26 protein-coding genes are annotated in these 25,179 nt (G+C 54.7%); 14 read left to right on the plus strand and 12 right to left on the minus strand.

Translation table 11 applies throughout. The annotated features are described in order from the left end of the window. Nucleotides 1-188 precede the first annotated feature (188 nt). Nucleotides 189-1,655, plus strand: coding sequence for a mannitol dehydrogenase family protein (locus tag KI228_RS10625; RefSeq protein ID WP_044268060.1), 1,467 nt, complete (start codon nt 189-191; stop codon nt 1,653-1,655). Between the two features lie 49 nt (nt 1,656-1,704). Here KI228_RS10625 and ydfZ read toward each other — a convergent pair whose 3' ends face one another. From ydfZ to ydfG, 3 genes are all read right to left on the minus strand, one after another. Beyond that, nucleotides 1,705-1,908 (minus strand): putative selenium delivery protein YdfZ, encoded by a 204-nt coding sequence (gene ydfZ / locus KI228_RS10630; protein WP_042319125.1) that lies wholly within the window; start codon nt 1,906-1,908, stop codon nt 1,705-1,707. Between the two features lie 183 nt (nt 1,909-2,091). Further along, nucleotides 2,092-2,778, minus strand: coding sequence for a GntR family transcriptional regulator (locus KI228_RS10635; protein WP_043000739.1), 687 nt, complete (start codon nt 2,776-2,778; stop codon nt 2,092-2,094). Nucleotides 2,779-2,864: 86 nt separating this feature from the next. Beyond that, nucleotides 2,865-3,611: a bifunctional NADP-dependent 3-hydroxy acid dehydrogenase/3-hydroxypropionate dehydrogenase YdfG gene (gene ydfG, locus KI228_RS10640; RefSeq protein WP_043000738.1), complete on the minus strand. Its 747-nt coding sequence runs from the start codon at nt 3,609-3,611 to the stop codon at nt 2,865-2,867. A 138-nt stretch (nt 3,612-3,749) separates the two neighbouring features. Here ydfG and dcp point away from each other — a divergent pair, with 138 nt between their 5' ends. Continuing rightward, the gene (dcp, locus tag KI228_RS10645; RefSeq protein ID WP_061070147.1) at nt 3,750-5,795 is read left to right on the plus strand and encodes a peptidyl-dipeptidase Dcp; all 2,046 of its coding nucleotides are present in this window, start codon (nt 3,750-3,752) and stop codon (nt 5,793-5,795) included. Nucleotides 5,796-5,919: 124 nt separating this feature from the next. Then, a complete protein-coding gene (locus KI228_RS10650; RefSeq protein WP_061070146.1) occupies nt 5,920-7,086 on the plus strand; it encodes a serine hydrolase domain-containing protein in 1,167 nt (388 codons plus the stop codon). Between the two features lie 433 nt (nt 7,087-7,519). Here KI228_RS10650 and KI228_RS24600 read toward each other — a convergent pair whose 3' ends face one another. The 3 genes from KI228_RS24600 to ftrA all read right to left on the minus strand — a co-directional run bounded on the left by KI228_RS24600 (nt 7,520) and on the right by ftrA (nt 8,818). After that, nucleotides 7,520-7,627 (minus strand): hypothetical protein, encoded by a 108-nt coding sequence (locus KI228_RS24600; RefSeq protein ID WP_224267578.1) that lies wholly within the window; start codon nt 7,625-7,627, stop codon nt 7,520-7,522. Further along, nucleotides 7,627-7,722: a protein MgtS gene (gene mgtS / locus KI228_RS10655; RefSeq protein ID WP_000901367.1), complete on the minus strand. Its 96-nt coding sequence runs from the start codon at nt 7,720-7,722 to the stop codon at nt 7,627-7,629. Before mgtS ends, KI228_RS24600 begins: the two co-directional genes overlap by 1 nt. Before the next feature lie 103 nt (nt 7,723-7,825). Further along, on the minus strand, nt 7,826-8,818 hold the full coding sequence (gene ftrA, locus KI228_RS10660) for a transcriptional regulator FtrA (protein WP_061070145.1): 993 nt from the start codon (nt 8,816-8,818) through the stop codon (nt 7,826-7,828). Nucleotides 8,819-8,891: 73 nt separating this feature from the next. Between ftrA and KI228_RS10665 the strand changes: the two genes are divergently transcribed. From KI228_RS10665 to urtE, 7 genes are all read left to right on the plus strand, one after another. Further along, entirely contained in the window at nt 8,892-9,293 is a 402-nt protein-coding gene (locus KI228_RS10665) for a rhodanese-like domain-containing protein (protein ID WP_044258864.1), read from the plus strand. Nucleotides 9,294-9,444: 151 nt separating this feature from the next. Next, nucleotides 9,445-10,548, plus strand: coding sequence for a cobalamin-independent methionine synthase II family protein (locus KI228_RS10670; protein ID WP_044258865.1), 1,104 nt, complete (start codon nt 9,445-9,447; stop codon nt 10,546-10,548). Between the two features lie 225 nt (nt 10,549-10,773). Beyond that, a complete protein-coding gene (gene urtA, locus KI228_RS10675; protein ID WP_043000733.1) occupies nt 10,774-12,045 on the plus strand; it encodes an urea ABC transporter substrate-binding protein in 1,272 nt (423 codons plus the stop codon). A 167-nt stretch (nt 12,046-12,212) separates the two neighbouring features. Further along, the gene (gene urtB / locus KI228_RS10680; RefSeq protein WP_061070144.1) at nt 12,213-13,787 is read left to right on the plus strand and encodes an urea ABC transporter permease subunit UrtB; all 1,575 of its coding nucleotides are present in this window, start codon (nt 12,213-12,215) and stop codon (nt 13,785-13,787) included. Further along, on the plus strand, nt 13,787-14,860 hold the full coding sequence (gene urtC, locus KI228_RS10685; RefSeq protein WP_044326677.1) for an urea ABC transporter permease subunit UrtC: 1,074 nt from the start codon (nt 13,787-13,789) through the stop codon (nt 14,858-14,860). The genes urtB and urtC overlap by 1 nt, the downstream gene beginning before the upstream one ends. After that, entirely contained in the window at nt 14,860-15,657 is a 798-nt protein-coding gene (gene urtD / locus KI228_RS10690) for an urea ABC transporter ATP-binding protein UrtD (RefSeq protein ID WP_043000730.1), read from the plus strand. The genes urtC and urtD overlap by 1 nt, the downstream gene beginning before the upstream one ends. A 9-nt stretch (nt 15,658-15,666) precedes the next feature. Then, nucleotides 15,667-16,365 (plus strand): urea ABC transporter ATP-binding subunit UrtE, encoded by a 699-nt coding sequence (urtE, locus tag KI228_RS10695; protein WP_043000729.1) that lies wholly within the window; start codon nt 15,667-15,669, stop codon nt 16,363-16,365. Between the two features lie 35 nt (nt 16,366-16,400). Here the strand turns inward: urtE and ydeE are convergent, their stop codons facing one another. Further along, a complete protein-coding gene (gene ydeE, locus KI228_RS10700) occupies nt 16,401-17,588 on the minus strand; it encodes an efflux MFS transporter YdeE (protein ID WP_061070143.1) in 1,188 nt (395 codons plus the stop codon). 196 nt (nt 17,589-17,784) lie between these two features. Here ydeE and eamA point away from each other — a divergent pair, with 196 nt between their 5' ends. Together eamA and KI228_RS10710 are read left to right on the plus strand one after the other, a co-directional pair. Further along, entirely contained in the window at nt 17,785-18,687 is a 903-nt protein-coding gene (eamA, locus tag KI228_RS10705; protein WP_054177037.1) for an O-acetylserine/cysteine exporter, read from the plus strand. Nucleotides 18,688-18,960: 273 nt separating this feature from the next. Continuing rightward, the gene (locus KI228_RS10710) at nt 18,961-19,314 is read left to right on the plus strand and encodes a nuclear transport factor 2 family protein (protein ID WP_044258874.1); all 354 of its coding nucleotides are present in this window, start codon (nt 18,961-18,963) and stop codon (nt 19,312-19,314) included. A 105-nt stretch (nt 19,315-19,419) separates the two neighbouring features. Here the strand turns inward: KI228_RS10710 and marB are convergent, their stop codons facing one another. The 3 genes from marB to marR are packed head-to-tail and all read right to left on the minus strand — an operon-like array spanning nt 19,420 to nt 20,506. Further along, on the minus strand, nt 19,420-19,638 hold the full coding sequence (gene marB, locus KI228_RS10715) for a multiple antibiotic resistance protein MarB (RefSeq protein ID WP_043000725.1): 219 nt from the start codon (nt 19,636-19,638) through the stop codon (nt 19,420-19,422). A 33-nt stretch (nt 19,639-19,671) separates the two neighbouring features. Beyond that, on the minus strand, nt 19,672-20,052 hold the full coding sequence (gene marA, locus KI228_RS10720) for an MDR efflux pump AcrAB transcriptional activator MarA (RefSeq protein ID WP_139155862.1): 381 nt from the start codon (nt 20,050-20,052) through the stop codon (nt 19,672-19,674). A 19-nt stretch (nt 20,053-20,071) separates the two neighbouring features. Next, nucleotides 20,072-20,506: a multiple antibiotic resistance transcriptional regulator MarR gene (gene marR / locus KI228_RS10725; RefSeq protein ID WP_043000723.1), complete on the minus strand. Its 435-nt coding sequence runs from the start codon at nt 20,504-20,506 to the stop codon at nt 20,072-20,074. A gap of 259 nt (nt 20,507-20,765) precedes the next feature. Between marR and KI228_RS10730 the strand changes: the two genes are divergently transcribed. After that, nucleotides 20,766-21,428: a MarC family NAAT transporter gene (locus KI228_RS10730; protein ID WP_043000722.1), complete on the plus strand. Its 663-nt coding sequence runs from the start codon at nt 20,766-20,768 to the stop codon at nt 21,426-21,428. Nucleotides 21,429-21,462: 34 nt separating this feature from the next. Here KI228_RS10730 and KI228_RS10735 read toward each other — a convergent pair whose 3' ends face one another. Further along, complete coding sequence (locus KI228_RS10735; RefSeq protein ID WP_044258876.1) at nt 21,463-22,659, minus strand: sugar transporter; 1,197 nt, start codon at nt 22,657-22,659, stop codon at nt 21,463-21,465. 93 nt (nt 22,660-22,752) lie between these two features. After that, nucleotides 22,753-23,613 carry a putrescine utilization regulator PtrR gene (ptrR, locus tag KI228_RS10740; protein WP_044258879.1) on the minus strand — a complete coding sequence of 287 codons (861 nt, stop codon included), beginning with the start codon at nt 23,611-23,613 and terminating at the stop codon, nt 22,753-22,755. A 99-nt stretch (nt 23,614-23,712) separates the two neighbouring features. Between ptrR and sad the strand changes: the two genes are divergently transcribed. Next, nucleotides 23,713-25,101: a succinate-semialdehyde dehydrogenase gene (gene sad / locus KI228_RS10745; protein WP_061070142.1), complete on the plus strand. Its 1,389-nt coding sequence runs from the start codon at nt 23,713-23,715 to the stop codon at nt 25,099-25,101. Nucleotides 25,102-25,179: the final 78 nt, after the last annotated feature.

The raw sequence follows: 25,179 nt of genomic DNA on the forward strand, positions 1-25,179 counted from the left end.
GGATGCAGCCAGTACTCAGCCCAGGGATCCTGCCCTGGGCGTCAGGCTCAGCATCAGGAATTGCATCCTGTCACATAACTTTCAAATGATGTTATACCAATTGGCAAAATATTAATTCAAATCAAAACATACAACCATACAGGCGTTACTCTGGAACCGTCCTGATTTCATTCAAAGTAGGTCATACAATGCAAAACAAGCTCTTAACGGCAAAAGCGACGCTTCCTGACTACGATCGCAACCGACTGATCCCGCGTATTGTTCATCTTGGTTTTGGTGCTTTCCACCGTGCGCACCAGGGCGTCTATACCGATATCCTGGCGGCGGAGCACAACAGCGACTGGGGATACTGCGAAGTGAACCTGATCGGCGGGGAACAGCAGATCGCCGATCTCAAACAGCAGGATAATCTCTATACCGTGGCGGAAATGTCTGCCGATGCCTGGACCGCGAGAGTCGTGGGGGTGGTGAAAAAGGCGCTGCATGCTCAGGTTGACGGGCTGGAGAGCGTGCTGGCGGCGATGTGTGAACCACAGGTTGCGATTGTTTCACTGACGATTACTGAGAAAGGGTATTGCCATTCCCCGGCGACAGGACAACTGATGTTGGATCACCCGATGATCGCAGCCGATCTGCAAAACCCACATCAACCGAAATCTGCGCCGGGTGTGGTGGTTGAAGCGCTGGCGCGCCGTAAAGCGGCGGGCTTAGCCGCCTTCACCGTGATGTCCTGCGACAACATGCCGGAAAACGGTCACGTGATGCGTAACGTGGTCACCGCTTACGCGCGTGCCGTGGACGCCGAACTGGCCGCATGGATCGAACAACACGTCACGTTCCCGTCGACGATGGTTGACCGCATTGTTCCGGCCGTCACCGCTGACACGCTGGATAAAATTGAAAACCTGACCGGCGTGCGCGATCCGGCCGGTGTGGCCTGCGAGCCATTCCGTCAGTGGGTGATTGAAGATAACTTTGTTGCCGGTCGTCCGCAGTGGGAAAAAGCCGGGGCAGAACTGGTCTCTGACGTGATCCCGTTTGAAGAGATGAAACTGCGGATGCTCAACGGCAGCCACTCATTCCTCGCGTATCTGGGCTATCTCGCCGGGTATCAGCATATCAACGACTGCATGGGTGATGAAAATTATCGGGTGGCTGCCCGCGCACTGATGCTCAACGAGCAGGCGCCCACGCTGAAAGTGCAGGGGGTGGATCTCACCCGCTATGCAGACCTGCTTATTGAACGCTACAGCAACCCGGCGCTGCGTCACCGTACCTGGCAGATTGCGATGGACGGTAGCCAGAAATTACCTCAGCGGATGCTCGATTCAGTACGCTGGCATCTGGCACATAACAGTCGTTTTGATTTGCTGGCGCTGGGCGTGGCGGGCTGGATGCGCTATGTCGGCGGCGTGGATGAACAGGGAAATGCCATTGAAGTCAACGATCCGCTTCTGCCAGTGATCCAACAGGCGGTACAAAACAGTGCGGAAGGCGCAAGCCGTGTTGAAGCGCTGCTGGCTATTGAGGCAATCTTTGGTAACGAACTGCCGCAGGTCGCGTTATTCACGCAGGCCGTGAAAGACGCGTATCAGACGCTGCTGGCGGAAGGGGCGAAAGCCACCGTGGCAAAGTATGCAGCAAACGTGAAGTAAATGCCTCAGGACTGCCGGATAATCAAGGCATTATCCGGCACTCACACCATTAGTTCATGCCGAGACGAATCAGTTCTACCGGGGCAAATTTGCCTTCACAGCCTTCCACTTCGACTGTTTTTTCACGACGAATTTGCGCCGCATCCAGGCCTTCGGTCTCAATCGCTTTAATGCGACCGGTATGGCCGGTGCCACTGATCATCACACGGCTGCCTGTGGTGATTGCGTTACGGTTACGATCGTATGTCATCATGGTATTTTCTCCTTTCTAACTTACCGTCAAAGCCCGTGGGCTCAGGTCCCACGTAACGGGCGCTATATAAATACGCTTATCAGTCAGGATTTTTTTTGTTTTTGATCAATCTCACATCTTTTTTGATGTAGACATGCAGGGGGGAGGGAGAGACCTCATCTCACGAGAGATGAGGCAGGGGAATTACTCTTCGCTGAACCAATCGCTGTTTTCCTGGCGGATCAGCAGGACCGACTCGCCGATTTCTTGCAGATGTTGAGTCATGGCTTTCTCGACAGCATCGGCGTCATGTTTTTCCAGGGCTGAAAAAATATCGAGATGCTGGCGAAGCAACATTTCTGGTGGAGAGACGTGATCAAGACTCATATAACGCACACGGTCGATGGTGGCCTTGATATTTTCGATGGTGTCCCATGCCAGTTGGCAGTCCGCAATGGTTGCCAGCTTCTGGTGAAAATTGTCATCCAGCTCGAAGAAATCATTCAGCTGTTTGCGCTCAATCGCAATCCGCTGCTGATTAAGATTCTGTTCAAGCTGATAGCACTGACTGTCGGTGATTTGGGCTGCGGCCCGCCGCGCCACCGCGCATTCGATAGCCTGACGGACAAAACAGCCGTTTCGCACCTGCGAGAGGGAGATCTTGTTGACGTAGCTGCCGCGCTGCGGACGGATCTGAATCAAGCCGTTTTCCGCGAGCTTAATAAACGCTTCACGCACCGGTTGGCGAGACACATCGAAGCGAACAGACACCTCTTTTTCGGACAGCGGCGTGCCTGGCGCAATGAGGCAGTGCACGATGTCACGGCGAAGAATGCGATAAATCTGCTGATTTACGGGCTGTGTAGGATTGAGTTGCGTTTCGACGGTCATTCGCTCTTACTTTTTAGAAAATTAACCCACAAATTCTACCACTTTTTTGTCGCGAGCTATACCCGGCCCGCGGGCCGGGAGGCAAATTAACCGCGATGAACGCTCAGTCCGGCAAAAGATTGCGTCACTGGCATCATTTCTACCGTATTGATGTTCACATGGGCAGGCAGGGTGGCGACCCACCAGACCGCTTCGGTCACATCTTCCGGCGTCAGCGCCGTGGTGTTCTCATAGGTTTTTCCCGCTTTATTGTCATCGCCTTTAAAGCGCACGTTAGAAAACTCGGTGCCGCCCACCAGACCCGGCTCGATATCCGTGACGCGAACGGCCGTGCCGTGCAGGTCGGTACGCAGGTTCAAACTGAACTGACGTACAAACGCCTTGGTCGCGCCATACACGTTGCCGCCAGCATAAGGCCAACTGCCTGCGGTAGAGCCGATGTTGATGATATGCCCACGGTTACGCTCGACCATGCCCGGCAGGACGGCGCGGGTCATGTAAATCAGCCCTTTGTTGTTGGTATCGATCATGGTTTCCCAGTCTTCCACGCTGGCTTTATGCGCAGGTTCCAGACCCAGCGCCAGCCCGGCGTTGTTGACCAGCAGGTCGATGTCACGCCACTCGGCAGGTAACGATGCCAGCATCTCTTCAATGGCTGCGCGGTTACGCACATCCAGTTGCGCGATCAGCACGTTATCACCCAGCGACTCTTTTAACTCTTGCAGGCGTTCCTGGCGACGGCCAGTGGCAATGACTTTATGCCCGTTCTCAACAAAACGACGTGTAATGCATTCACCAAAACCTGCGGTTGCTCCGGTTACTAAAACGATCATCTCACTGTTCCTCAACGCTTTTTACGTTTGACTACCATAGCATGTGATCCGCTCTCACGGGTAACCCTGGTTTTACAGGATTGCGGTCTTTTACCCTGAAGCCTACTCTATTGAACAAATCGTTTTCAGGAGTGAAAGATGTCGTTAACGAATCCGTTCTTTAGCCACAGCCTGTTACCGTATCAGGCGCCCCGTTTTGATTTGATTAAAACGGAACACTATCGTCCCGCCTTTGACAAAGGGATCAAGCAAAAGCGCGCGGACATCGCCGCCATAATTGCTAATAGCGCGGCCCCGGATTTTGCCAATACGGTTCTCGCCCTGGAGAAAAGTGGTGAGCTGTTAACCCGCGTCACCAGCGTCTTCTTCGCCATGACCGCGGCACATACGCATGATGAACTTCAGCGTCTCGATGAGGCGTTTTCTGCCGAGCTCGCGGAACTGGCGAATGATATCTGGTTGAACCGCGCGTTGTTTTCCCGCGTTGATTGCGTCTGGCAACAACGTGATGCGCTGGGGCTCGACGATGAATCCGTGCGTCTGATCGAGGTGACACACCAGCGTTTTGTTCTCGCCGGGGCCCAACTGAGCGATGCCGATAAAGCGCAACTCCGGGCGCTCAATACCGAAGCCGCGACGCTCACCAGCCAGTTTAACCAGCGCCTGCTGGCGGCGAATAAATCTGGCGGACTGGTAGTCGATTACGCCCATCAACTGGAGGGGCTCAGCGCGGAAGAGATCGCCAGCGCGCGACAGGCGGCGAGCGAAAAAGGGCTCGCCGAGGGATGGCTGATACCACTGCTGAATACCACGCAACAGCCGGCATTAAGTGCACTGCGCGATCGCCAGACCCGGGAGAATCTGTTTAACGCCGGGTGGCGTCGTGCCGAAAAAGGCGATGACAATGACACGCGTGCGCTGATTCAGCGGCTGGTAGCCCTGCGCGCCCGCCAGGCGCAACTGCTGGGGTTTGCCGATTATGCATCGTGGAAAATCGCCGATCAGATGGCAAAAACGCCGGAGGCCGCACTGGCCTTTATGCGCGCGATCGTCCCTGCTGCGCGCCAACGGGCGCTGAGTGAACTGACCGATATCCAACAGGTAATTGACGATGAACAGGGTGGGTTTACCGCGCAGGCCTGGGACTGGTCTTTTTATGCCGGGCAGGTGCGGCGTGCGAAATACGCGTTAGATGAATCACAGCTCAAACCGTATTTCGAACTGAATACCGTTCTGCACGAAGGGGTGTTCTGGACCGCCAACCAGCTGTTTGGCATCAAATTCATCGAGCGCTTTGATATTCCGGTCTACCATCCGGATGTGCGCGTCTGGGAAATCTTCGATCATAACGGTGTTGGGCTGGCGCTTTTTTACGGCGATTTCTTTGCCCGGGATTCGAAAAGCGGCGGTGCCTGGATGGGCAATTTCGTCGAGCAGTCGACGCTCAACGAAACCCAGCCGGTTATTTACAACGTCTGTAATTATCAGAAGCCCGCCTCAGGACAGCCCGCGCTGTTACTCTGGGATGATGTCATCACGTTGTTCCATGAGTTCGGCCATACCCTGCACGGACTGTTTGCGTCACAGCGCTATGCGTCGCTGTCGGGAACCAATACGCCGCGTGATTTCGTCGAGTTTCCATCGCAAATCAATGAACACTGGGCGAGCCATCCGACGGTGTTTGACCGCTATGCCCGCCATGCGGTCACCGGCGAAAAAATGCCAGAGGCGTTACAGGACAAAATGCGTAAGGCCAGCCTGTTCAATAAGGGGTATGACATGAGCGAACTGCTTAGCGCCGCGCTGCTGGATATGGGCTGGCACCGTCTGTCTGTTGACGAACCCCCTCAGGACGTTGAAACATTTGAAAAACAACGGCTGGCGGCGGAGCAACTCGATCTTCCGGCGGTGCCGCCGCGCTATCGCAGCAGCTATTTTGCCCATATCTTTGGGGGCGGTTACGCGGCAGGCTACTATGCCTATCTGTGGACGCAAATGCTGGCGGATGACGGCTATCAGTGGTTTGTGGAGCAGGGCGGACTGACGCGTGAGAACGGCCAGCGGTTCCGTGACGCGATTTTATCACGGGGCAACAGTGAAGATTTAGAACGCCTTTACCCGGCATGGCGGGGTAGTGAGCCACAGATCGAGCACATGCTCAAACATCGTGGTCTGGCGGGATAACACAATCGACACTTCATTATTAGCAACTTGATGTACAATGCGGGCTCCTTTTTCCGGAGTCCGTATTGTACATGTCTGTTTTCCTGCCTTTCTGCGCTGATATCCTTCAGGCGACTTTCTGCTCATGAAAGCGTCCGCGCCACTCCTTCTTTCTTCTGCTCTGCTGCTGACTGGTTGTAGCAACAGCACCTTATCGCAGTTGAATATGCCTGCCGAACAGAGTGCGCAGGCGGTGGTGGGGTACTATGCTCGCGGTATCGATCCGATGATCCACCAGTATATGCAGGAAAAGCAGGTGAGCGGAATGGTGGTTGCGGTCATTCAACATAACGGACCCGCTGAGTTCCACAGTTACGGTGTGACCGACAGCCGACATCAATATCCGATCACCCCAGACACGCTGTTTGCGCTGGGGTCGCTGAGTAAAGGGGTAACGGCCGAAATCACTACCGTGCTGGTGAATCAGGGTGTGCTGCACTGGAACGACACGCTGGCGCAGCTACTGCCAGCGGATACGCCGCTGAGCGATGACGCCAGAAAGATTACCCTGCTGCAACTGGCGACGCATACCTCCGGTCTGCCCAGACAGCCGATGGATCTGTTGACTCTGGAAAATCTCCTGCGCTATTTCAGTACGGGGGAGAATTTCTATACCCAACTGGATAACGATACGGTGCTGACTTCTCTTGCCGACTTCACCGCGCCCGAGGCACGCGTGCCGCACTATTCCAATATCGGTTACGCGCTGCTCGGTTTCATCGTGCAGCATCGTACCGGCGAGTCGATCCCGTCGCTGGCGAATCGTCTGATTTTCCAGCCATTACAGATGAACAACAGCAGTTTTGAGCCCATGACGCTCAACGCCTATCCGTATCGCGCATTAGGTCACGCGGGAGATCAGCCCAAGCTTATTCGACGCGGTGAACTGACGCCTGACTGGACGTTTAACCACAATATGGTCGGGGCGGCGAGTTTATACAGCAGTGCGCGCGATCTGGCGGGCTATGCGCGAGCGCATTTTGCCACGCAAGACAATGCCGGGCTTGCCCGTGCATTTGCGGACGTCGCCAGAACCCAGTTTTATCGTCAGAAAGAAGCCGCAAATATTGCATGGGTAACCGATACGTTAGCCGATCGTCAGATCACCTATCAGGTCGGATATATTGGCGGTTATTCCAGTTATATTGGCTTTGATAAAAAGAACCAGAATGCAGTGGTGGTTCTGCAAAATAGTTTTAACTGGAGTAATTATCTGGGGCACACCATTCTCAGTCAGTTAGCGCCGCGGTAAATTAAACCGCTAGTTGACGTTTTCGCTGCCAATAATTGGTGGTGGGTTACTGCCTTTACAAAACAGGCGGTTTATTGACATTAACCTGCGCTCAATATGCTACATTCCCTCCAACAAATTGATTAATGGATTAAAACAGTGACAACCGGAGGTAATATGCAGCTGTTCATGGGCAAGAAATTACAGAGAAAACGCTGGAATTCCCGTCCCGAAACGCAGGACTTACAGAATACACGCTCTGTTGAGCCGTGGTCTTCCCGTACTGCATCTTGCCAGAGTAAAAAAGAGTGGAAACGAGAAACGCCTCAATCTTAGCGCCTGCCGTTTAACATTCATTGAGAATCGGCGTGGTAAGGTGTAAGTGATCCATTGTCGCTGCCGGGAGTGGCGGGACGGTGGAAAAAGTAAAATACAAATCTATCCATGCAAGCATTCACCGTCGGTTATCCGGCGGTTTTTTTTGCCCGTCAGCCATAAAAAATGGCCCCTTGTGCAGTGATGCGACAAGGGGCCTTATCGGTTCAGGACTTTCTCCGTTCATTAGTCATCCCATTTGTGGCTGAAATACGCGGCCAGAAATCCAGAAAATAAAATAATTCCCAGAACGGCCATAAAAACGTTCATATTACCCAGCATGTTTGCCTCCATTTAATGAGTAGTGTGTTTCCTCGCTTACCTTAATTTGGTTGGTGAAAGAGATAATAGCAGCTTTAACCTAAACAAAAGCTGAATTAGGTGATTATTTAGCGATAAGCGTAAATTTCTTTCGATATTGTGAAGGAGACAGACAATACATGTGGCGAAAATGGTGGCGAAATAACGCGGCGCTGCCAAAACCAGTTTGTTCCGCGATCAATTCCACGCTGAGCGGTGAGTTTTCCAGGTAATCGCGCGCCCGTAATAAGCGTTCGTTGAGGATCCAGCGTGCAGGCGTGGTGCCGGTACAATCGGTAAAACGACGCAAAAACGTCCGCGGACTCATCCCGGCGCGTTTGGCCAGCGAGGCGGTATCGTGATTCACCGTCAGATTCTGATGCAGAAAATCAAACAACTGGCCCAGCGTCTGACTTTCACGTTGCCGGGCAACGGGGCGCAGAAGCTGCTGTGGCTGTGCGCCATCTCGATGGGGCTGCACCACCAGCCGTCGGGCAACGCTGTTGGCAACCTCAAGACCATAGTCCTCGCGGATCAGATAAAGACACAGATCGATCCCCGCTGCGCTGCCCGCCGAGGTCAGCAACAGTCCGGCATCATGGTAGAGAACGTCATCAAGCACCTCGATAGCCGGAAAACGCTGCCGGAGCGTGTCCGTGTAGCGCCAGTGAGTGGTGGCCTTGCGCCCGTCCAGCAACCCTGTCGCTGCCAGCACAAACACGCCAGAACAGATCGACAACAGACGGCAACCTCGCGCCCACGCGGCACGCAGCGCGGTACACAAGGCTTCGGGTACCGGCGCGTCGATGCCTCGCCAGCCGGGAACCACAACGATATCGGCCTCAGCCAACAGTTCCAGTCCCCCATCCACCATCAACCGCACGCCGCCGGTCGCGCGGAGTGGACCAGCATCGACCGACGCGACGGCAAAACGATACCAGTCCGCGCCCAGTTCCGGGCGCGGCAGACCAAAGACTTCGACCGCTACGCCAAACTCGAAGGTGCACAGTCCGTCATAGGCGAGTACGACCACAAGCGGGCGCGGCGATTTTGGCAGAATCCTGGTGTTTTTTGGCATGGTCGAAGGCGGTACGTCAGCTCAGAGATGGTTAAATTATTGTAAACATAATCGTCACTGAGGAGAAAGTAGAATGAGTCATGTCACTGAGTTTCCCGCCGCCGCATCCACCGTTGCGGTCAACCATTTCCTGTCGCGTCTGAGTCTGGAAACCGATTGTGCCGACGTCCATGAGAGTATGCGCAAGGGGGAACCCGATTTCGTCTTACTTCACGTGGTGGGAAAACCGGAGGCGTTTGCACGTCGTCATCTTCCCGGGGCGATTCATCTGCCGCACGCCATGATGACCGCCGAACGGATGGCGCAGTGGCCTGCGGATACGCTGTTCGTGGTTTACTGCGCCGGACCTCACTGTAACGGTGCCGACCGCGCGGCATTAACGCTCGCCAGACTGGGTATACCGGTAAAGGTCATGATTGGCGGCATCACCGGATGGGAAGATGAAGGGTTCGCGTTTTCCTGTCTTGCGGAGTGAAGATGAATTTTTTTCATAAGCCATGAATTTATCTCGTTTGCCTGTCCGACAAGGGTATGTCAATTTGGACGCATAGACATCCAGAAGTCTAAATGTTCAAATAAGAAACTATCACGTCAGGCAACCTTTGCCTGACGACGAAGGAGATCACATGCAAAGACAACAGGCCCCATTTCGCGCAGAAGTCGTAGGCAGCTTTTTACGTCCCGACGATATCAAAGTGGCTCGTCAGCAGTTTTCACGCGGCGAGTTAAGCGCACCGCAGCTGCGCGCCATTGAAGACGACGCCATTCGTCGGGTGGTCGAACAGCAGTGCGCCTGTGGTCTGCATGTGGTGACGGACGGCGAGTTCCGCCGCGCCTGGTGGCATTTTGATTTCTTCGATGGTTTGCAAGGGGTCGAACGTTATGACTCACAGCAGGGAATTCAGTTTAACGGCGTACAGACCAAAGCACATGGCGTTCGGGTCACGGGTAAACTGGCGTTCGGCGATCATCCGATGCTGGAAGATTTTCGCTATCTGAAGAGCATTAGCGGTAACGCCCAGCCGAAGATGACGATTCCCAGCCCCAGCGTGTTGCACTTTCGCGGCGGACGTAAAGATATCGATGCCACGGTCTATCCGGATCTGAAGGACTATTTTGACGATCTGGCGACCACCTGGCGCGATGCGATCCACGCTTTCTATGCTGCAGGTTGTCGCTATTTGCAACTGGATGACACGGTGTGGGCTTATCTCTGTTCCGATGCTCAGCGCCAGCAAATTCGCGAACGTGGTGACGACCCTGACGCGCTGGCGCGAATTTACGCCGATGTGATCAACCGGGCGCTGGCGGATAAACCCGCCGACATGACGGTGGGACTGCACGTATGCCGCGGCAACTTCCGTTCAACCTGGATCTCTGAAGGCGGCTATGAACCGGTTGCGGAGATCCTGTTCGGCAGCGTCAATGTCGATGCTTTCTTCCTGGAGTACGACAACGATCGCTCTGGCGATTTTGCGCCGCTGCGTTTTATCCGTCCTGGCCATCAGCAGGTGGTTCTGGGACTGGTGACGACGAAAAATGGTGAACTGGAAAACCCGGATGGCGTAAAAGCACGCCTGCAGGAAGCGGCACAATATGTCGACCACGCGCAAATTTGTCTCAGCCCGCAGTGCGGCTTTGCCTCAACGGAAGAGGGGAATTCGCTCACGGAAGCCCAGCAGTGGAACAAAATCAAACTTATCACCGAAATAGCTCAACAGGTCTGGTAAGTTGCCTCAATAATGCACACCGCGTTGCACATAAATAATGCAACGCGGGTACATTGTGGAGCATCCCCCGCGCGAAGCCTTGCAGGCCGCGCACGCCAACGCTTTTTCCTTTCTGCCTTCGTCCTGGCATCCTTTTTGCCTTATTCCTCCTGAACTCTTTTTTGCGCCGTGTTGTTTGTCGGTAGCACCAGAACTCACAGCATTTTTATTTTCAGGAGTGAAATTATGCAGCGTCGTACCTTACTCAAAGCGTTTGCCCTCTCGGCCTCGGTGGCTGCGATGGGACTCAGTTTTAGCGTTCAGGCCGCCGATACCATTAAAGTGGGCATTATGCACTCACTGTCCGGCACGATGGCGATCTCCGAAACACCGCTGAAAGATGTGGCCCTGATGACGATTGATGAGATCAACGCCAAAGGGGGCGTATTAGGCAAAAAGCTGGAACCGGTGGTGGTTGATCCGGCTTCGAACTGGCCGCTGTTCGCCGAGAAAGCCCGACAGCTGTTGAGCCAGGATAAGGTGGCGGTAGTGTTTGGCTGCTGGACCTCCGTGTCGCGTAAGTCAGTATTGCCGGTTTTTGAGGAGCTGAACGGCCTGCTGTTCTACCCTGTACAGTACGAAGGGGAAGAGATGTCGCCGAACGTCTTCTACACTGGCGCGGCCCCCAACCAGCAGGCGATCCCGGCGGTTGAATACCTGCTGAGTGAGGATGGCGGGAGCGCCAAACGCTTCTTCCTGCTGGGCACCGACTATGTTTATCCGCGCACCACCAACAAGATCCTGCGTGCGTTCCTGCATTCGAAAGGGGTTGCGGATAAAGACATCGAAGAGGTCTACACCCCGTTTGGTCACAGTGATTACCAGACCATTGTCGCCAATATCAAAAAATTCTCCGCAGGTGGCAAAACGGCTGTCGTTTCAACCATCAACGGCGATTCCAACGTCCCGTTTTATAAAGAGCTGGCAAACCAGGGCCTGAAAGCCACCGATGTTCCGGTGGTCGCGTTCTCGGTGGGTGAAGAAGAACTGCGCGGGATTGATACCAAACCGCTGGTTGGCAACCTTGCCGCCTGGAACTACTTCGAATCGGTCGATAACGCCACCAACCAGAAATTTGTTGCCGATTATCGTGCATACGCCAAAGCCCATAAGCTGCCAAATGCTGACACCGTGGTGACAAACGATCCGATGGAAGCCACGTACGTGGGTCTGCATATGTGGGCGCAGGCCGTCGAAAAAGCCGGGACGACAGATGTCGATAAAGTTCGGGCGGCAATGGCCGGACAGTCCTTCCCGGCACCGTCGGGCTTTACGCTGACGATGGATGCCACCAACCACCATCTGCATAAACCGGTGATGATTGGCGAGATTGAAGGCAATGGTCAGTTCAACGTCGTCTGGCAGACTGAAGAACCGGTTCGCGCCCAGCCGTGGAGCCCGTTCATTGCCGGTAATGACAAGAAATCAGAACAACCAGTGAAAACCGCCAGCAACTAAAATCAACCGCTTCGGCGGGGGCAGACGGCGACATGCCCGATGGCGCAAGCTTATCGGGCCTACACCGAGCAGGGTTAAGCAGATGTAGGCCGGATAAGGCGAAAGCGTCGCAAGGTTTGTCAACGTGCTTATCCCTCCCGCAGAGGGTGACTTCTGGAGATCTTGACATGAAAGCCATGGGCTTTATTCGCGGTTTGTTGCTGGCGTTCGGGCTTCTGCCAGGGTTCGTTCAGGCCAGCGATGCCGACGCGTTTGTCGCCGCCAGCCGTACCATCCAGGCGCAACTGCTCGAACAGTGGGCGGCAACACCTGACCCTCAGCGTTTGCCGCTGCTGACGGCGCTGAGCCGGGAGGCGCTGCTCACCGACAGCACAAAACAGGCTTTCACCCGCGAGGGAACGCAGGTTGTGCCTCTGGGAACGGCCAGTAGCCCAACGGGAACGTTAAAACCCCTACGCCTGACCAACCGACTGCGCATTCTTGTTGCCGGCGCGCTGGCGACGCATCAACTTGTTAGTGACAGTGTCACACAAAGGCTGGCGGCTACCCGTACGCTACAGCGCGACGCACAGCCGTCCATGCTGCCTTTTATCCAACAGCGCCTGGCACAGGAAACTGATGCGGAGGTGAAATCACGCCTGACCCGCGTTCTGGCTAACCTGCAACTGGCCAGTCCATCGGCGGAGATTCGCCGTCAGGCGATCATGCTGTTGGGCGACTCCAGCGATCCGGAAATGCAGGCACGCCTGCAACCGTTTACTGACAAAGCGCATGAACCGGATGCCAGCGTGCGCGCGGTGGCCAGTGACAGCCTGGCGCGTATCCAACAGCGAATGGCGATTGGCGATCTGCTTGGACAGGCGTTTATGGGGCTGTCGCTTGGATCGGTGCTGCTGCTGGCGGCGCTCGGTCTGGCGATCACCTACGGCCTGTTGGGAGTGATCAACATGGCGCACGGCGAAATGCTGATGCTCGGGGCTTACTGTACGTGGATGGTGCAACAGGCGATGGCGCAGTTTGTCCCGCAGTGGCTGGCCTTTTATCCGCTGGTTGCCTTGCCGGTTGCCTTTATGTTTACCGCAGGCGCGGGAATGATTCTGGAACGCGGGGTGATCCGCCATCTTTACGGACGTCCACTGGAAACGCTGCTGGCGACGTGGGGTATCAGCCTGATGCTGATCCAGCTTGTGCGGATGACCTTCGGGGCACAAAACCTGGAGGTGGCGAATCCGGCGTGGCTGTCGGGTGGCGTACAGGTTTACGCCAGTCTGGTGCTACCGTGGAATCGCATTGTGGTGCTGGGGTTCGCGCTGCTGGTGCTGTTCTTCACCTGGCTGCTGCTGAACAAAACGCGGCTGGGCATGCGGGTACGCGCCGTGACCCAGAACCGCAGTATGGCGGCCTGCTGCGGTGTTCCGACGGGGCGTGTGGATATGCTGGCCTTTGGTCTGGGTTCAGGTATTGCCGGACTTGGCGGCGTCGCCCTGTCGCAACTGGGTAACGTCGGTCCGGAACTGGGCCAGGGCTATATCATCGACTCCTTTCTGGTGGTGGTGCTGGGCGGCGTCGGCCAACTTGCCGGTAGCGTGGCGGCGGCGTTCGGTCTCGGTGTGTTCAACAAAATCCTTGAACCGCAGATGGGTGCGGTACTCGGGAAGATTGTCATTCTGGTGTTGATCATTCTGTTTATCCAGAAGCGACCCCAGGGACTGTTTGCTCTGAAAGGGAGAGTCACCGAATAATGACCATGCCAATGACCTTAACACTGGCGCGTAAAGCGCCGCGTATCAGTCGGGTGCTGGCGGGGATTATCCTGCTAGCGCTGATGGTGCTGCCGTTTCTTGCCTTGCTACCCGCCGATCATCCGCTGGCGATTTCCGTGTGGACATTGACGCTTGCCGGGAAAATTCTTTGCTATGCGGTGGTGGCGGTCGCCCTGGATCTGGTCTGGGGGTATGCCGGGATGCTGTCGCTGGGACACGGGCTTTTCTTTGCGCTTGGCGGTTACGCGATGGGGATGTATCTGATGCGCCAGGCCTCCGGTGAAGGGCTGCCCGCGTTTATGTCCTTTCTCTCCTGGAGCGAGTTGCCGTGGTTCTGGTGGGGAACCCAGCATTTTGCGTGGGCAATGGCGCTGGTGGTACTGGTGCCCGGCGGACTGGCGCTGATCTTTGGCTACTTCGCTTTCCGCTCGAAGATTAAAGGCGTCTACTTTTCGATCATGACGCAGGCGCTGACCTTCGCCGGTATGTTGTTGTTCTTTCGTAATGAGACCGGTTTTGGCGGCAACAACGGGTTTACCGGTTTTACCACGCTTCTGGGGCTGCCGGTCACTGCTACCACCACCCGTATCGGACTGTTTCTGGCGACGCTAGGGTTGCTGGTACTGGCATTGTGGCTGGGGTTTGCGCTGGCGCGCAGTAAGTTTGGCCGGATCCTCACCGCCGTGCGCGACGCGGAAAACCGGCTGATGTTTTGCGGCTATGACCCGAAAGGTTTCAAATTGCTGGTCTGGACGCTCTCTGCCGTGTTGTGCGGGTTGGCAGGCGCACTGTATGTGCCGCAGGTCGGGATCATTAACCCCAGCGAAATGTCGCCCACTAACTCTATCGAAGCCGCCATCTGGGTGGCGCTCGGCGGGCGTGGCTCGCTGATCGGCCCGGTCATTGGTGCGGTGATGGTAAACGGTGCCAAAAGCCTCTTTACCGTCATCATGCCGGAATACTGGCAGCTGTTTCTGGGGCTGATCTTCATCGGCGTCACGCTGTTTTTACCCCGTGGCGTGATTGGCCTGTTTCGTAAAGGAGACAAATAATGCAGCCGGATGAAGGCCTTTTTACCCGCCAGGTTCCCGGCGATCGCTATCGCCAGCAGACGGACCCGGTGCTGCAACTGGAAAACATCAACGTCAGCTTTGACGGTTTTCAGGCATTAACCAATCTCACGCTGAATATTGGCGTTGGCGAACTGCGTTGCGTCATTGGTCCTAACGGCGCGGGGAAAACCACGCTGATGGATGTGATTACCGGGAAGACGCGTCCGCAAAGCGGAAAGGCGCTGTATGACCAGTCAACCGATCTGACCGCGTTGGATCCGATCGCCATTGCCCGTCAGGGTATTGGCCGTAAGTTTCAAAAGCCGACGGTGTTCGAAGCGCTGACGGTGGCAGAAAACCTTGAGCTGGCGATGAAAAACGATAAATCGGTGTGGGCGTCACTGCGCGCAAAGCTAAACAGCGAACAGCGCGACCGCATCGATGAGATGCTTGGCTTGCTGCGCCTGCGGACCGAAAGAGGGCGCCATGCCGGGATGCTGTCACACGGCCAGAAGCAGTTTCTCGAGATCGGTATGCTGTTGGTGCAGGAGCCGCACCTGCTATTGCTGGATGAACCCGCCGCTGGCATGACCGATGCAGAGACGGAATATACTGCAGAACTGTTTCGTACGCTGGCGGGCAAACATTCGCTGATGGTAGTGGAGCATGATATGGGCTTTGTAGAAACCATCGCCGACCACGTCACGGTGCTCCATCAGGGAAGCGTACTGGCGGAAGGCAGTCTGCGTGAGGTGCAGGCCAACGAGCAGGTGATTGACGTCTATCTTGGGCGCTAAGGAGTACAGATGCTACAGGTAAATGAACTGAATCAATATTATGGTGGCAGCCATATTCTGCGCGGCGTCACCTTTGACGCCAGCCCTGGTGAAGTGACCTGTCTGCTGGGTCGCAACGGCGTCGGTAAAACTACCTTGCTGAAATGTCTGATGGGGCTGATACCGGCGCGTAGCGGAACGGTGACCTGGCAGGAAAAGAACATCACCCATCGCAAGCCGCATCAGCGGGTACAGGCGGGCATCGCGTATGTGCCGCAGGGCCGCGAAATTTTCCCGCGACTGACGGTGGAAGAAAACCTGTTGCTGGGGCTGTCGCGCTTTTCGTCACGCGAAGCGAAAGCGGTTCCGGAAGAGATCTACACACTATTCCCGGTACTGAAAGAGATGAAACAACGGCGCGGCGGCGATCTCTCCGGTGGTCAGCAGCAGCAACTGGCGATTGGCCGCGCGCTGGCGAGTCGTCCGCAGTTATTAATTCTCGATGAACCGACGGAGGGGATTCAGCCGTCGGTTATCAAAGAGATAGGACAGGTGATCGCTCAGCTCGCCCGGCGTGGCGATATGGCGATTCTGCTGGTTGAGCAGTTCTACGACTTTGCAGCGGAACTGGCGGATAACTATTTGCTGATGTCGCGCGGTAGCATTATTCAACGCGGACGCGGCGAAAATATGGAATCGGAAGGGGTACGCGGTTTAGTGGCTATCTGACAGACGTGCAGGCCTTGGACCTGCACGACATCAGCTCAACACAACGCCGGTTGGCCCCAGGGTCTGACCCGCATGCCTTTAAGCATCAGCGCCCACGCGACAATAATCGCCACTATCAGGACGATAAACAGCGTCCAGGCGGGGAAAGAGGTCAGAATGACGCCGCTGGCCAACGGGTTAAACGCCGCACCCAACCAACCCAGCGACTGCGCGGAGAAATAACTGGCCTTCATACCCGGTGGGGCGATGTTATCGATCAACATGTATTCACCTGGTGCGTAGATCACTTCACCAAGCGTAAAGATCGCGGCGGATACGCCCCAGAGTAGCAGGCTGTTGCCGGAGATCATGAATCCGCCGAGACCAATGACAAAACAGACGGTGCCAAAGCCCATCAGCGGACGAATGTTAGCCGGCGTCAGTCTGCGCCCCACGGCATACTGCAAGCTGACGACCACCGCGGCGTTGACGGGCAACACCACCGCCACGACTTTCTCAGCGAAATTGCCATCGGCGACGACCATCACGTACTGAGAGAGACAGGACGCAAACGCACCGGAAACAAACGAGGCCAGAAACGCCGACAGCGTAAACCAGAACAGCGCTTTATCGTGCAGCAGTACCGCAGGCGACCAGGCGACGCTGTTTTCGCTATTAACGGCGGCGGCAGAACGCTTAACCAGAAGCTGGATAAACACCAGCGGAAAGGCGGAGCAGAAGGCGGCGAGCCAGAAGGGTAAGTTGATGCTCTGCATCACCAGCAGCGTGCCGAGCGGCGGGCCAACGGTCCAGCCGATATTCAGTACCGTATAGTTAAGCGAAAAGATTTTTGCCTTCGCGCCGGGCGAAAGATGGTCGGCAAACCAGGCTTTCAGCACGGTGGCAAACACCGAATAAGCGCAGTTGATCAGGGCAAAAAGCAGCACCACCAGCATTACGCTATCAACCAACGGAATGGCGATAAAGCCAAAGGCAAAGGCGGAAATCGCCAGAAGCATGTAGCGCTTCTTGTCGAATTTGTCCGCCAGAATGCCAAAGCCAAGGCTAAAGACCACGCCGATGGTCAACGCAATGGTCATGGCATAGCCGATCAGATCCACGCTCAGGTCGTACTGGCGACTCAGATAAATGGTCATGAAGGGCAGCGTTGCGCCACGACCGATCGTCAGTAACAGTGAGGAGGCGAGTAAAGCAAGGGTGGATCGTCTCAGCGTTTTGTTCATTTCTCTGCCCGACAGTGTGTTTCGTTATATTTGTTTTAGATATGTAAAGAAATAACACGGCAAAAGTGTGATGTATAGCGGATAAATTGTTCTATTGTGCACTGCTATCCCTACCAGAATTAATGATCTGTTGCGGGCTACTCATTTCCGTTACTTTAACTTGTTTACAAAAATTTAAACTTCGCGGAGCGGTGGTATGACGCGCAAAGACGGGCTGTTGGCATTACTGGTGGTGGTGGTTTGGGGGCTGAACTTTGTTGTCATTAAGGTGGGGCTGCATGCAATGCCACCGCTGATGCTGGCGGGGTTGCGCTTTTTGCTGGTGGCGTTTCCGGCGATATTTTTTGTTGCGCGTCCGCGTATTCCGCTGTCGCTGCTGCTCGGTTACGGCCTGACAATCAGCTTCGGTCAGTTTGCCTTTCTGTTTTGCGCGATCAAGTTTGGCATGCCAGCTGGACTGGCGTCGCTGGTATTGCAGGCTCAGGCCTTTTTCACCATCGTGCTGGGCGCATTTGCCTTTGGCGAACGTTTGCAGGGCAAACAAATTGCCGGAATTGCGCTCGCAATTTTTGGTGTGCTGGTGCTGATTGAAGGCAGCCTCAACGGACAGCATGTCGGGATGCTCGGCTTTATGCTGACGCTGGCGGCGGCATTTAGCTGGGCCTGCGGCAATATCTTCAATAAAAAAATAATGGGGCATGCCTCGCGCCCGCCGGTAATGTCGCTGGTGGTCTGGAGTGCACTGATTCCGATACTGCCGTTCTTTGCAGCATCGCTGTTGCTCGACGGCGCGACGCAAATCGTTGAAAGCCTGATTGCCATCGATCTGACCACGATCTTATCGCTGGTCTATCTGGCCTTTGTTGCCACGATAGTCGGCTACGGGATCTGGGGGACGCTGCTCGGGCGTTATGAAACCTGGCGTGTTGCGCCGCTCTCCCTGCTGGTACCGGTGGTGGGACTGGCCAGCGCGGCGCTGTTGCTCGACGAAACGCTGAGCGCATTACAGCTGTTTGGCGCGATGCTGATCATGGCCGGTCTGTACATCAACGTGTTTGGTTTTCGCTGGCGCAGAACGGCGCAGGTGAGGGGATCGTAGGTAGGAAAAAGCAAATAGCGCAGGGATTGCCTGAAGTCGCTGCGCTGATCAGGCCTGGCAGGTAAAAACTGACGTTAATATTATCACAATCATCAATTGTCATTTAATACTTAGAAGTGAATTTAAAAATAGTAACAGATATTTTAATAGAGCAGCCATGTACAGGCTGCTCTATTTTTAAGTAATGGCTATATTTTAAATAAATGTTGAACTTGATAATTTTTTGATGATATGTTACGACGAGGGAATGTTCACAGGTTGGAGGTAAATTATATGACGCCAAAAGAGATACTTTGCCAATGGGTTGACGCATTTAATAATGCTGATATAGAAACTATTTCAGAATTATATGATGAGAATGCAATAAACCATCAGGTTGCCAATGAGCCAGTTATTGGTAAAGAGGCGATAAAGAAAATGTTTGAACAAGATTTTTCTTACACGGATATGGTTTGTATCGTTGAAAATATTTTCGAAGATGGACAATGGGCAATTTTAGAGTGGCGTGACCCATTAGGTCTGAGAGGTTGCGGTTTTTTCCAAATAGTAAATAATAAAATTTTATTTCAAAGAGGCTACTGGGATAAGCTAACTTTCTTGAAGCAGCATAATTTGCCTATTGAATAAAATGAATACGTAAAAGAAGAGCGAAAACGGCGCTGCGGGAAATTTTAAGAATATAAAGATCAGGGGGATAAAAAAAGCCCCGCTTTTCAGCAGGGCGAAAACGAATCACAGGCTGTGCCGGTTGTAATAGGGCACGCCCAGTTCGTCGGACTTGTCACTTCCCGCGCCCATGTGATTAAAATCAAACGGCGACTGTTCCTGCGAAGTGGGGACAATCATCGTGTCACGACTGTTTGTCGTGGTGGGCTGCGCGGATTGCTCCGCAACGCTCTGACCTGAGACAACAAGCAGCAGGGCCAGCATTGCAGAAGACAACAGTTTCATGATTTCCTCGATTACGTCGTTTACAGGCGATGGTTAGTTACAATGGTTCAGCGGTAGCAAATACCGCGATTCGCCGCGCATATTGGTAATACGGTATTTATGCGGCGGAACGTCGAAATAGTTTTTGAATGTCCGGGTCAGCGTCTGCTGCGACTCGAAACCGTAACGTTCTGCCAGATATAAAATCGGCTCGTTACTCTCTTTTAATTTCTGCGCTATTTCGGTCATTTTACGGCTGCGGATGTACTGGCCTAATGAATGGCCGGTCTCTTTTTTGAACATCCGCTGCAGGTGCCATTTGGAGTAACCTGAACGCTCAGACACTTTTTCCAGTGAGAGCGGCGATTCCAGGTTATCTTCGATCCAGTCCAAAATGCTATGAATGGTGATAGCGTCAGTATTGCGTCTGGACATCGTCATACCTCTTCTTGTTTTACGGCAGTACTTTCTTAAGCAAATGCTCAAGTGTTGCCACTTCGTCCGCCGTTAAGTTTTTTGTTAATTCCTGGTGCAGGTCTTGTCCTACTAATTGATGACATTGCTCACAAATTGCCGCGCCGTGTTCGGTGAGTTTCACCAGCACACCGCGTTTGTCATGTGGGTTAGGCAGTCTGTCAATCCAGCCTTTGCAGACCAGACGCTCGAGCATGCGCGTTAAGGCGCCGAGATCGACAGACAACACTTTTTTCAGTTCAACCGGGGTAATGCAGCCCGCACAGCGGATAGAGCAGAGCACCTTAAACTGTGCTGCCGTGATATCCAGCGGCGAGAGATAGTCGTTCAACAGACGATCTTTCTTCTGATTGACCATGTGGATCAAGCGCCCCAGTGGGATGATTTCATTGAATAAGTCACTGGTGCTTTTCACAATGGTTGCCCTGGCAAGTATTTAGTTACGGCAGATAATATTGCCCAGGCAACTATAAGTCAAACGAATGGATTTACCGATCACACGTTTTGCTAAAAGCGAAAAGACACGCGCTGTGTCACATTTTATTTAGTTAATGATAATTAGCGGTTATCTCTCAGGTCGCTAACGAATGCTTACAGCACCAGAATGGCTAACTTCATGGTTTTCCACTTATACTTGCCGCTAATACATGGGTGAAACAGGAATGACGGCCAATATGATGGATTTGTTTAAAGCAATAGGGCTGGGGCTGGTAGTGATTCTCCCTCTGGCGAATCCGTTGACGACCGTCGCGCTGTTTCTCGGCCTTGCCGGGAACATGAACAGCGCAGAACGGAATCACCAGTCGTTAATGGCATCGGTTTACGTGTTTGCCATCATGATGGTGGCCTACTATGCGGGCCAACTGGTGATGAATACTTTCGGTATCTCCATTCCGGGCCTGCGTATCGCCGGGGGGTTAATTGTGGCGTTCATCGGTTTCCGCATGCTGTTTCCGCAGCAAAAAGCGCATGAATCGCCGGAGGCGCGGAGCAAGTCGGAAGAGCTGGAAGATGAGCCGACCGCCAATATCGCGTTTGTGCCGCTGGCAATGCCAAGCACGGCGGGGCCGGGGACCATTGCGATGATTATCAGCTCTGCCTCAACGGTGCGTCACGGCACGGATTTTCCTGACTGGGTGATTACCGTCGCGCCGCCGCTCATCTTTGCCCTGGTGGGGGTGATCCTGTGGGGATGCTTACGCAGTTCCGGGGCGATTATGCGTCTGGTGGGCAAGGGCGGTATTGAAGCCATTTCCCGGCTGATGGGCTTTCTGCTGGTCTGTATGGGCGTGCAGTTTATTATTAACGGCGTGCTGGAAATTATTAAAACCTACTGATCAAAAAGCCCGGTCGCGATGACCGGGCTGTCTGTCAGGAATGCTGTGGTTGTTCTTCTAATGAGACCGGCCATTTACGGAAGATAATCACCGACCAGATCAGCGCGGCAAGTGCCGGAACGGCCCCCACGTAGCCAATGGTTGACATCGACCAGTGCAGACTCACCTGATTTCCCACCAGCGCGCCCGCACCAATACCAATATTGAAAATGCCGGAAAACAGCGCCATCGCTACATCCGTGGCATCCGGAGCCAGCGCCAGCACCTTCACCTGCATCCCGAGGCCAATCACCATGATGGCAATCCCCCAGAAAACGCTCAGAACAGCCAGATGAGATTCACTGTCAGCGGCAGGTAACAGCAATACCAGGCAGAGCAGCAGCAGCGCGATGGCGATGCCGATGAGCGCCGAGGCATGGTGATTGCCGAGCTTGCCAAAGATGATGCTGCCGATAATGCCTGCACCGCCCAGCACCAGTAACAGTACGGTGGCGAAATTCGCGCTCAACCCGGCAACAGTCTGCACAAACGGTTCGATATAGCTGTACGCGGTGTAGTGCGCCGTCACCACCACCACCGTCAACAGATAGAGGCACATCAGCGCCGGACGGCGGAACAGCAGTGGCAGACTTTTCAGCGAGCCGGAATGTTCACTTGGTAATTTCGGCAGCAGCTTGATCAGGCAAATCAGGGTGATGAATGCCCCCATCCCGATGGCGAAGAAGGTGGTTCGCCAGCCAAAATACTGACCAACAATACGACCAAGCGGTAAGCCCAGCACCATCGCCAGCGCCGTTCCGGTGGCGAGTAAACTTAATGCCTGAGCGCGTTTGCCCGCGGGAGCAAGGCGGATCGCCAGTGAGGCGGTAATCGACCAGAAGATCGCGTGCGCAAAGGCAATCCCGATGCGGCTAATCACCAGCACGGTGAAGTTCCACGCCAGGAACGAGAGCACATGGCTGGCAATAAACAGCACAAACAAGCATATCAGCAGCTTACGCCGCTCAACCTGACTGGTCAGCAACATGAACGGCAGGGACAACAGCGCGACTACCCAGGCGTAGATCGTCAGCATGATCCCGACCTGTGCGGTCTGCATACTAAAACTCTGTGCGATGTCGGAAAGCAGACCCACGGGGACAAATTCTGTGGTATTGAAAATAAACGCAGCAATAGCCAGCGTAACGACCCGTAACCACGCGACTTTGCGGGAAACCGTTTGAGTTGTCATAAGAGTGCATCGGTTCGTTGCGAAAAGGAGAGGATGCGATCTTAAAACGTTTGCTGATGAAAAGACAACCGTTTTGTGATTCAGATCTCGTTTTCAGCATTGTTCCGTCAGCAGCTCAATGAACGCCTCCAGTTGGCGCATCTTCGCCCCGCGCCGCCAGACCAGCCAGGTCGTCAGCCAGCGCCAGTTACCGGACAGCGGCCAGGCCTCAACCTGCTGATGTCCGGGCATACTTTCCAGCATCGAACGGGGGATTAACGCGATACCGGCACCGGCGATCACACAGGCCAGCATGCCGTGATAGGACTCCATTTCGTGGATCGTGCCTGGCATTGCCCGATCGGCATGAAACCAGCTTTCGAAATGGCGGCGATAGGAACAATTGGCGCGAAAGGCGTAAATGTGACTGCCGTTGACCTCGCTGGCGCGTGTCACTGGCGGGTGACCGTGCGGCGTAACCACCATCATCTCTTCCTGATACACCGGCATCCCTTCAAGACCGGGGTGGGTAATCGGTCCGTCCACAAAGGCGGCATTGAGATGACCCTGAAGCACGCCGTCCAGCATGTTGCCAGAAGGCCCGGTCGCCAGGGAGAACTGGATTTTGGGGTAGCGCTGATTGTAGCGAGCAAGCGTAGCCGGTATGCGTACCGCGGCGGTACTTTCCAGCGCGCCCAGTGAGAACAGCCCCTGGGGTTCATCACCCGCGACAACCATTCGCGCCTCGTCAACCAGCGCGAGGATCTGCTGACTGTAGCGCAGAAAGTTGTGCCCGGCGGGGGAAAGGCGCAGGCGCTGATTCTCGCGAATAAACAGATCGACGCCGAGATCGGCCTCCAGTTGGCGAATGCGGGTGGTGAGATTGGAGGGGACACGGTGCACCTTCGCTGCTGCCTGGGTGATGCTGCCCGTTTCGGCAACCGCGTTAAACATCTCCAGTTGGGTCAGATCCATAATGTTCTCTCATCGTGAATAGTTTGGTTAATATTATTCATTTTTCGGAAAGAGTAAATGCGTCCATGATGATCGCATCAAGAACGATGGAGAGACTGTATGACGATTTCACCGGCAACCCACGCCATTTCCACCAACCCGTACAATGGCGAACGCCTTTCAGCATTGCCGTGGTCTACGGCCCAGGACATTGAACAGGCGCTACAGCTTGCGGCCGTGGGATTTCGCGACTGGAAACAGACTACGGTGGCGTATCGGGCGCAGAAATTACGTGACATCGGCCAGGCCTTACGCGTGCGTGGCGAAGAGATGGCACAGTGCATTACCCGTGAGATGGGCAAACCGATTAAACAGGCGCGTGCAGAAGTGGCAAAATCGGCGGCACTGTGTGACTGGTATGCAGAACACGGCCCGGCAATGCTGGACGCTGAACCCACGCAGGTGGAAAACCAACAGGCGGTCATTGAGTATCGTCCGTTAGGTACCATTCTGGCGGTCATGCCGTGGAATTTTCCGCTGTGGCAGGTGCTGCGCGGAGCGGTGCCGATTTTGCTGGCCGGTAATGGCTATCTGCTTAAGCCTGCGCCGAACGTTATTGGCTGCGCGCAAATCATCCGCCAGGTTTTTGCTGATGCAGCGATACCCGTCGGCGTCTACGGCTGGCTGAATGCGGATAATCAGGGCGTCAGCACATTGATAAACGATGCGCGGATTGCGGCCGTGACGGTGACCGGTAGCGTGCGTGCAGGGGCAGCCATTGGCGCTCAGGCCGGAGCCGCGTTGAAAAAATGTGTGCTGGAACTGGGAGGTTCCGATCCGTTTATTGTGCTTAGCGATGCCGATCTGGATCTGGCAGTGCAGGCGGCGGTGGCCGGACGCTACCAAAATAGTGGGCAGGTTTGTGCGGCGGCGAAACGCTTTATTCTCGAAGAGGGGATCGCAGAGTGTTTTATCGGGCGCTTTGTGGCGGCTGCCGCCGCGCTGAAGCAGGGCGATCCGCTGGCGGAGGAGAGCGAACTCGGACCGATGGCGCGTGCCGATCTGCGTGACGAGTTGCATCAGCAGGTGCAGGCGACGATTGCCGAAGGCGCTGAGTTACGACTTGGCGGTGAGATGCCTTCCGGAGCCGGTAACTTTTATCCGGCCACGGTGCTGACTAACGTAACCCCTGAGATGACGGCGTTTCGCGAAGAACTGTTCGGGCCGGTTGCGGCGATCGCCATAGCGAAGAGCGCTGAGCATGCGCTGGAACTCGCAAACGACAGTGACTTTGGTCTGTCGGCGACACTTTTTACCGCCGATGAAGCCCGGGCACTGGAGATGGCCGCACGTCTGGAATGCGGCGGTGTCTTTATCAACGGCTTTAGCGCCAGCGATGCCCGGGTGGCGTTTGGCGGCGTGAAGAAGAGCGGCTTTGGTCGCGAACTCTCGCACTTTGGTCTGCGTGAATTCTGTAATGTGCAGACCGTCTGGAATAACCGACGCTAATCTTTCCGGCGCTCTGCGGGGCGCCTTGTCACATTTCTGCCATAGTTTTGTCATTTACGCTTCGTAGACTCGCGCTTA

Source organism: Citrobacter amalonaticus (genome assembly GCF_018323885.1).
Lineage (GTDB): Bacteria > Pseudomonadota > Gammaproteobacteria > Enterobacterales > Enterobacteriaceae > Citrobacter_A > Citrobacter_A amalonaticus.

Bases quoted from the DNA above. Each gene is read 5' to 3' on its own strand.
- KI228_RS10665 (WP_044258864.1), top strand. From the start codon at position 8,892: ATGAGTCATGTCACTGAGTTTCCCGCCGCCGCATCCACCGTTGCGGTC.
- eamA (WP_054177037.1), top strand. From the start codon at position 17,785: ATGACGCGCAAAGACGGGCTGTTGGCATTACTGGTGGTGGTGGTTTGG.
- KI228_RS10730 (WP_043000722.1), top strand. From the start codon at position 20,766: ATGATGGATTTGTTTAAAGCAATAGGGCTGGGGCTGGTAGTGATTCTC.
- urtC (WP_044326677.1), top strand. From the start codon at position 13,787: ATGACCATGCCAATGACCTTAACACTGGCGCGTAAAGCGCCGCGTATC.
- KI228_RS10670 (WP_044258865.1), top strand. From the start codon at position 9,445: ATGCAAAGACAACAGGCCCCATTTCGCGCAGAAGTCGTAGGCAGCTTT.
- KI228_RS10635 (WP_043000739.1), bottom strand. From the start codon at position 2,778: ATGACCGTCGAAACGCAACTCAATCCTACACAGCCCGTAAATCAGCAG.
- sad (WP_061070142.1), top strand. From the start codon at position 23,713: ATGACGATTTCACCGGCAACCCACGCCATTTCCACCAACCCGTACAAT.
- KI228_RS10650 (WP_061070146.1), top strand. From the start codon at position 5,920: ATGAAAGCGTCCGCGCCACTCCTTCTTTCTTCTGCTCTGCTGCTGACT.
- marB (WP_043000725.1), bottom strand. From the start codon at position 19,638: ATGAAACTGTTGTCTTCTGCAATGCTGGCCCTGCTGCTTGTTGTCTCA.
- dcp (WP_061070147.1), top strand. From the start codon at position 3,750: ATGTCGTTAACGAATCCGTTCTTTAGCCACAGCCTGTTACCGTATCAG.
- ydfG (WP_043000738.1), bottom strand. From the start codon at position 3,611: ATGATCGTTTTAGTAACCGGAGCAACCGCAGGTTTTGGTGAATGCATT.
- KI228_RS10625 (WP_044268060.1), top strand. From the start codon at position 189: ATGCAAAACAAGCTCTTAACGGCAAAAGCGACGCTTCCTGACTACGAT.
- urtD (WP_043000730.1), top strand. From the start codon at position 14,860: ATGCAGCCGGATGAAGGCCTTTTTACCCGCCAGGTTCCCGGCGATCGC.
- ptrR (WP_044258879.1), bottom strand. From the start codon at position 23,613: ATGGATCTGACCCAACTGGAGATGTTTAACGCGGTTGCCGAAACGGGC.
- KI228_RS10710 (WP_044258874.1), top strand. From the start codon at position 18,961: ATGACGCCAAAAGAGATACTTTGCCAATGGGTTGACGCATTTAATAAT.
- ydeE (WP_061070143.1), bottom strand. From the start codon at position 17,588: ATGAACAAAACGCTGAGACGATCCACCCTTGCTTTACTCGCCTCCTCA.
- marA (WP_139155862.1), bottom strand. From the start codon at position 20,052: ATGTCCAGACGCAATACTGACGCTATCACCATTCATAGCATTTTGGAC.
- urtA (WP_043000733.1), top strand. From the start codon at position 10,774: ATGCAGCGTCGTACCTTACTCAAAGCGTTTGCCCTCTCGGCCTCGGTG.
- mgtS (WP_000901367.1), bottom strand. From the start codon at position 7,722: ATGCTGGGTAATATGAACGTTTTTATGGCCGTTCTGGGAATTATTTTA.
- urtE (WP_043000729.1), top strand. From the start codon at position 15,667: ATGCTACAGGTAAATGAACTGAATCAATATTATGGTGGCAGCCATATT.
- KI228_RS24600 (WP_224267578.1), bottom strand. From the start codon at position 7,627: ATGAACGGAGAAAGTCCTGAACCGATAAGGCCCCTTGTCGCATCACTG.
- KI228_RS10735 (WP_044258876.1), bottom strand. From the start codon at position 22,659: ATGACAACTCAAACGGTTTCCCGCAAAGTCGCGTGGTTACGGGTCGTT.
- ydfZ (WP_042319125.1), bottom strand. From the start codon at position 1,908: ATGATGACATACGATCGTAACCGTAACGCAATCACCACAGGCAGCCGT.
- ftrA (WP_061070145.1), bottom strand. From the start codon at position 8,818: ATGCCAAAAAACACCAGGATTCTGCCAAAATCGCCGCGCCCGCTTGTG.
- urtB (WP_061070144.1), top strand. From the start codon at position 12,213: ATGAAAGCCATGGGCTTTATTCGCGGTTTGTTGCTGGCGTTCGGGCTT.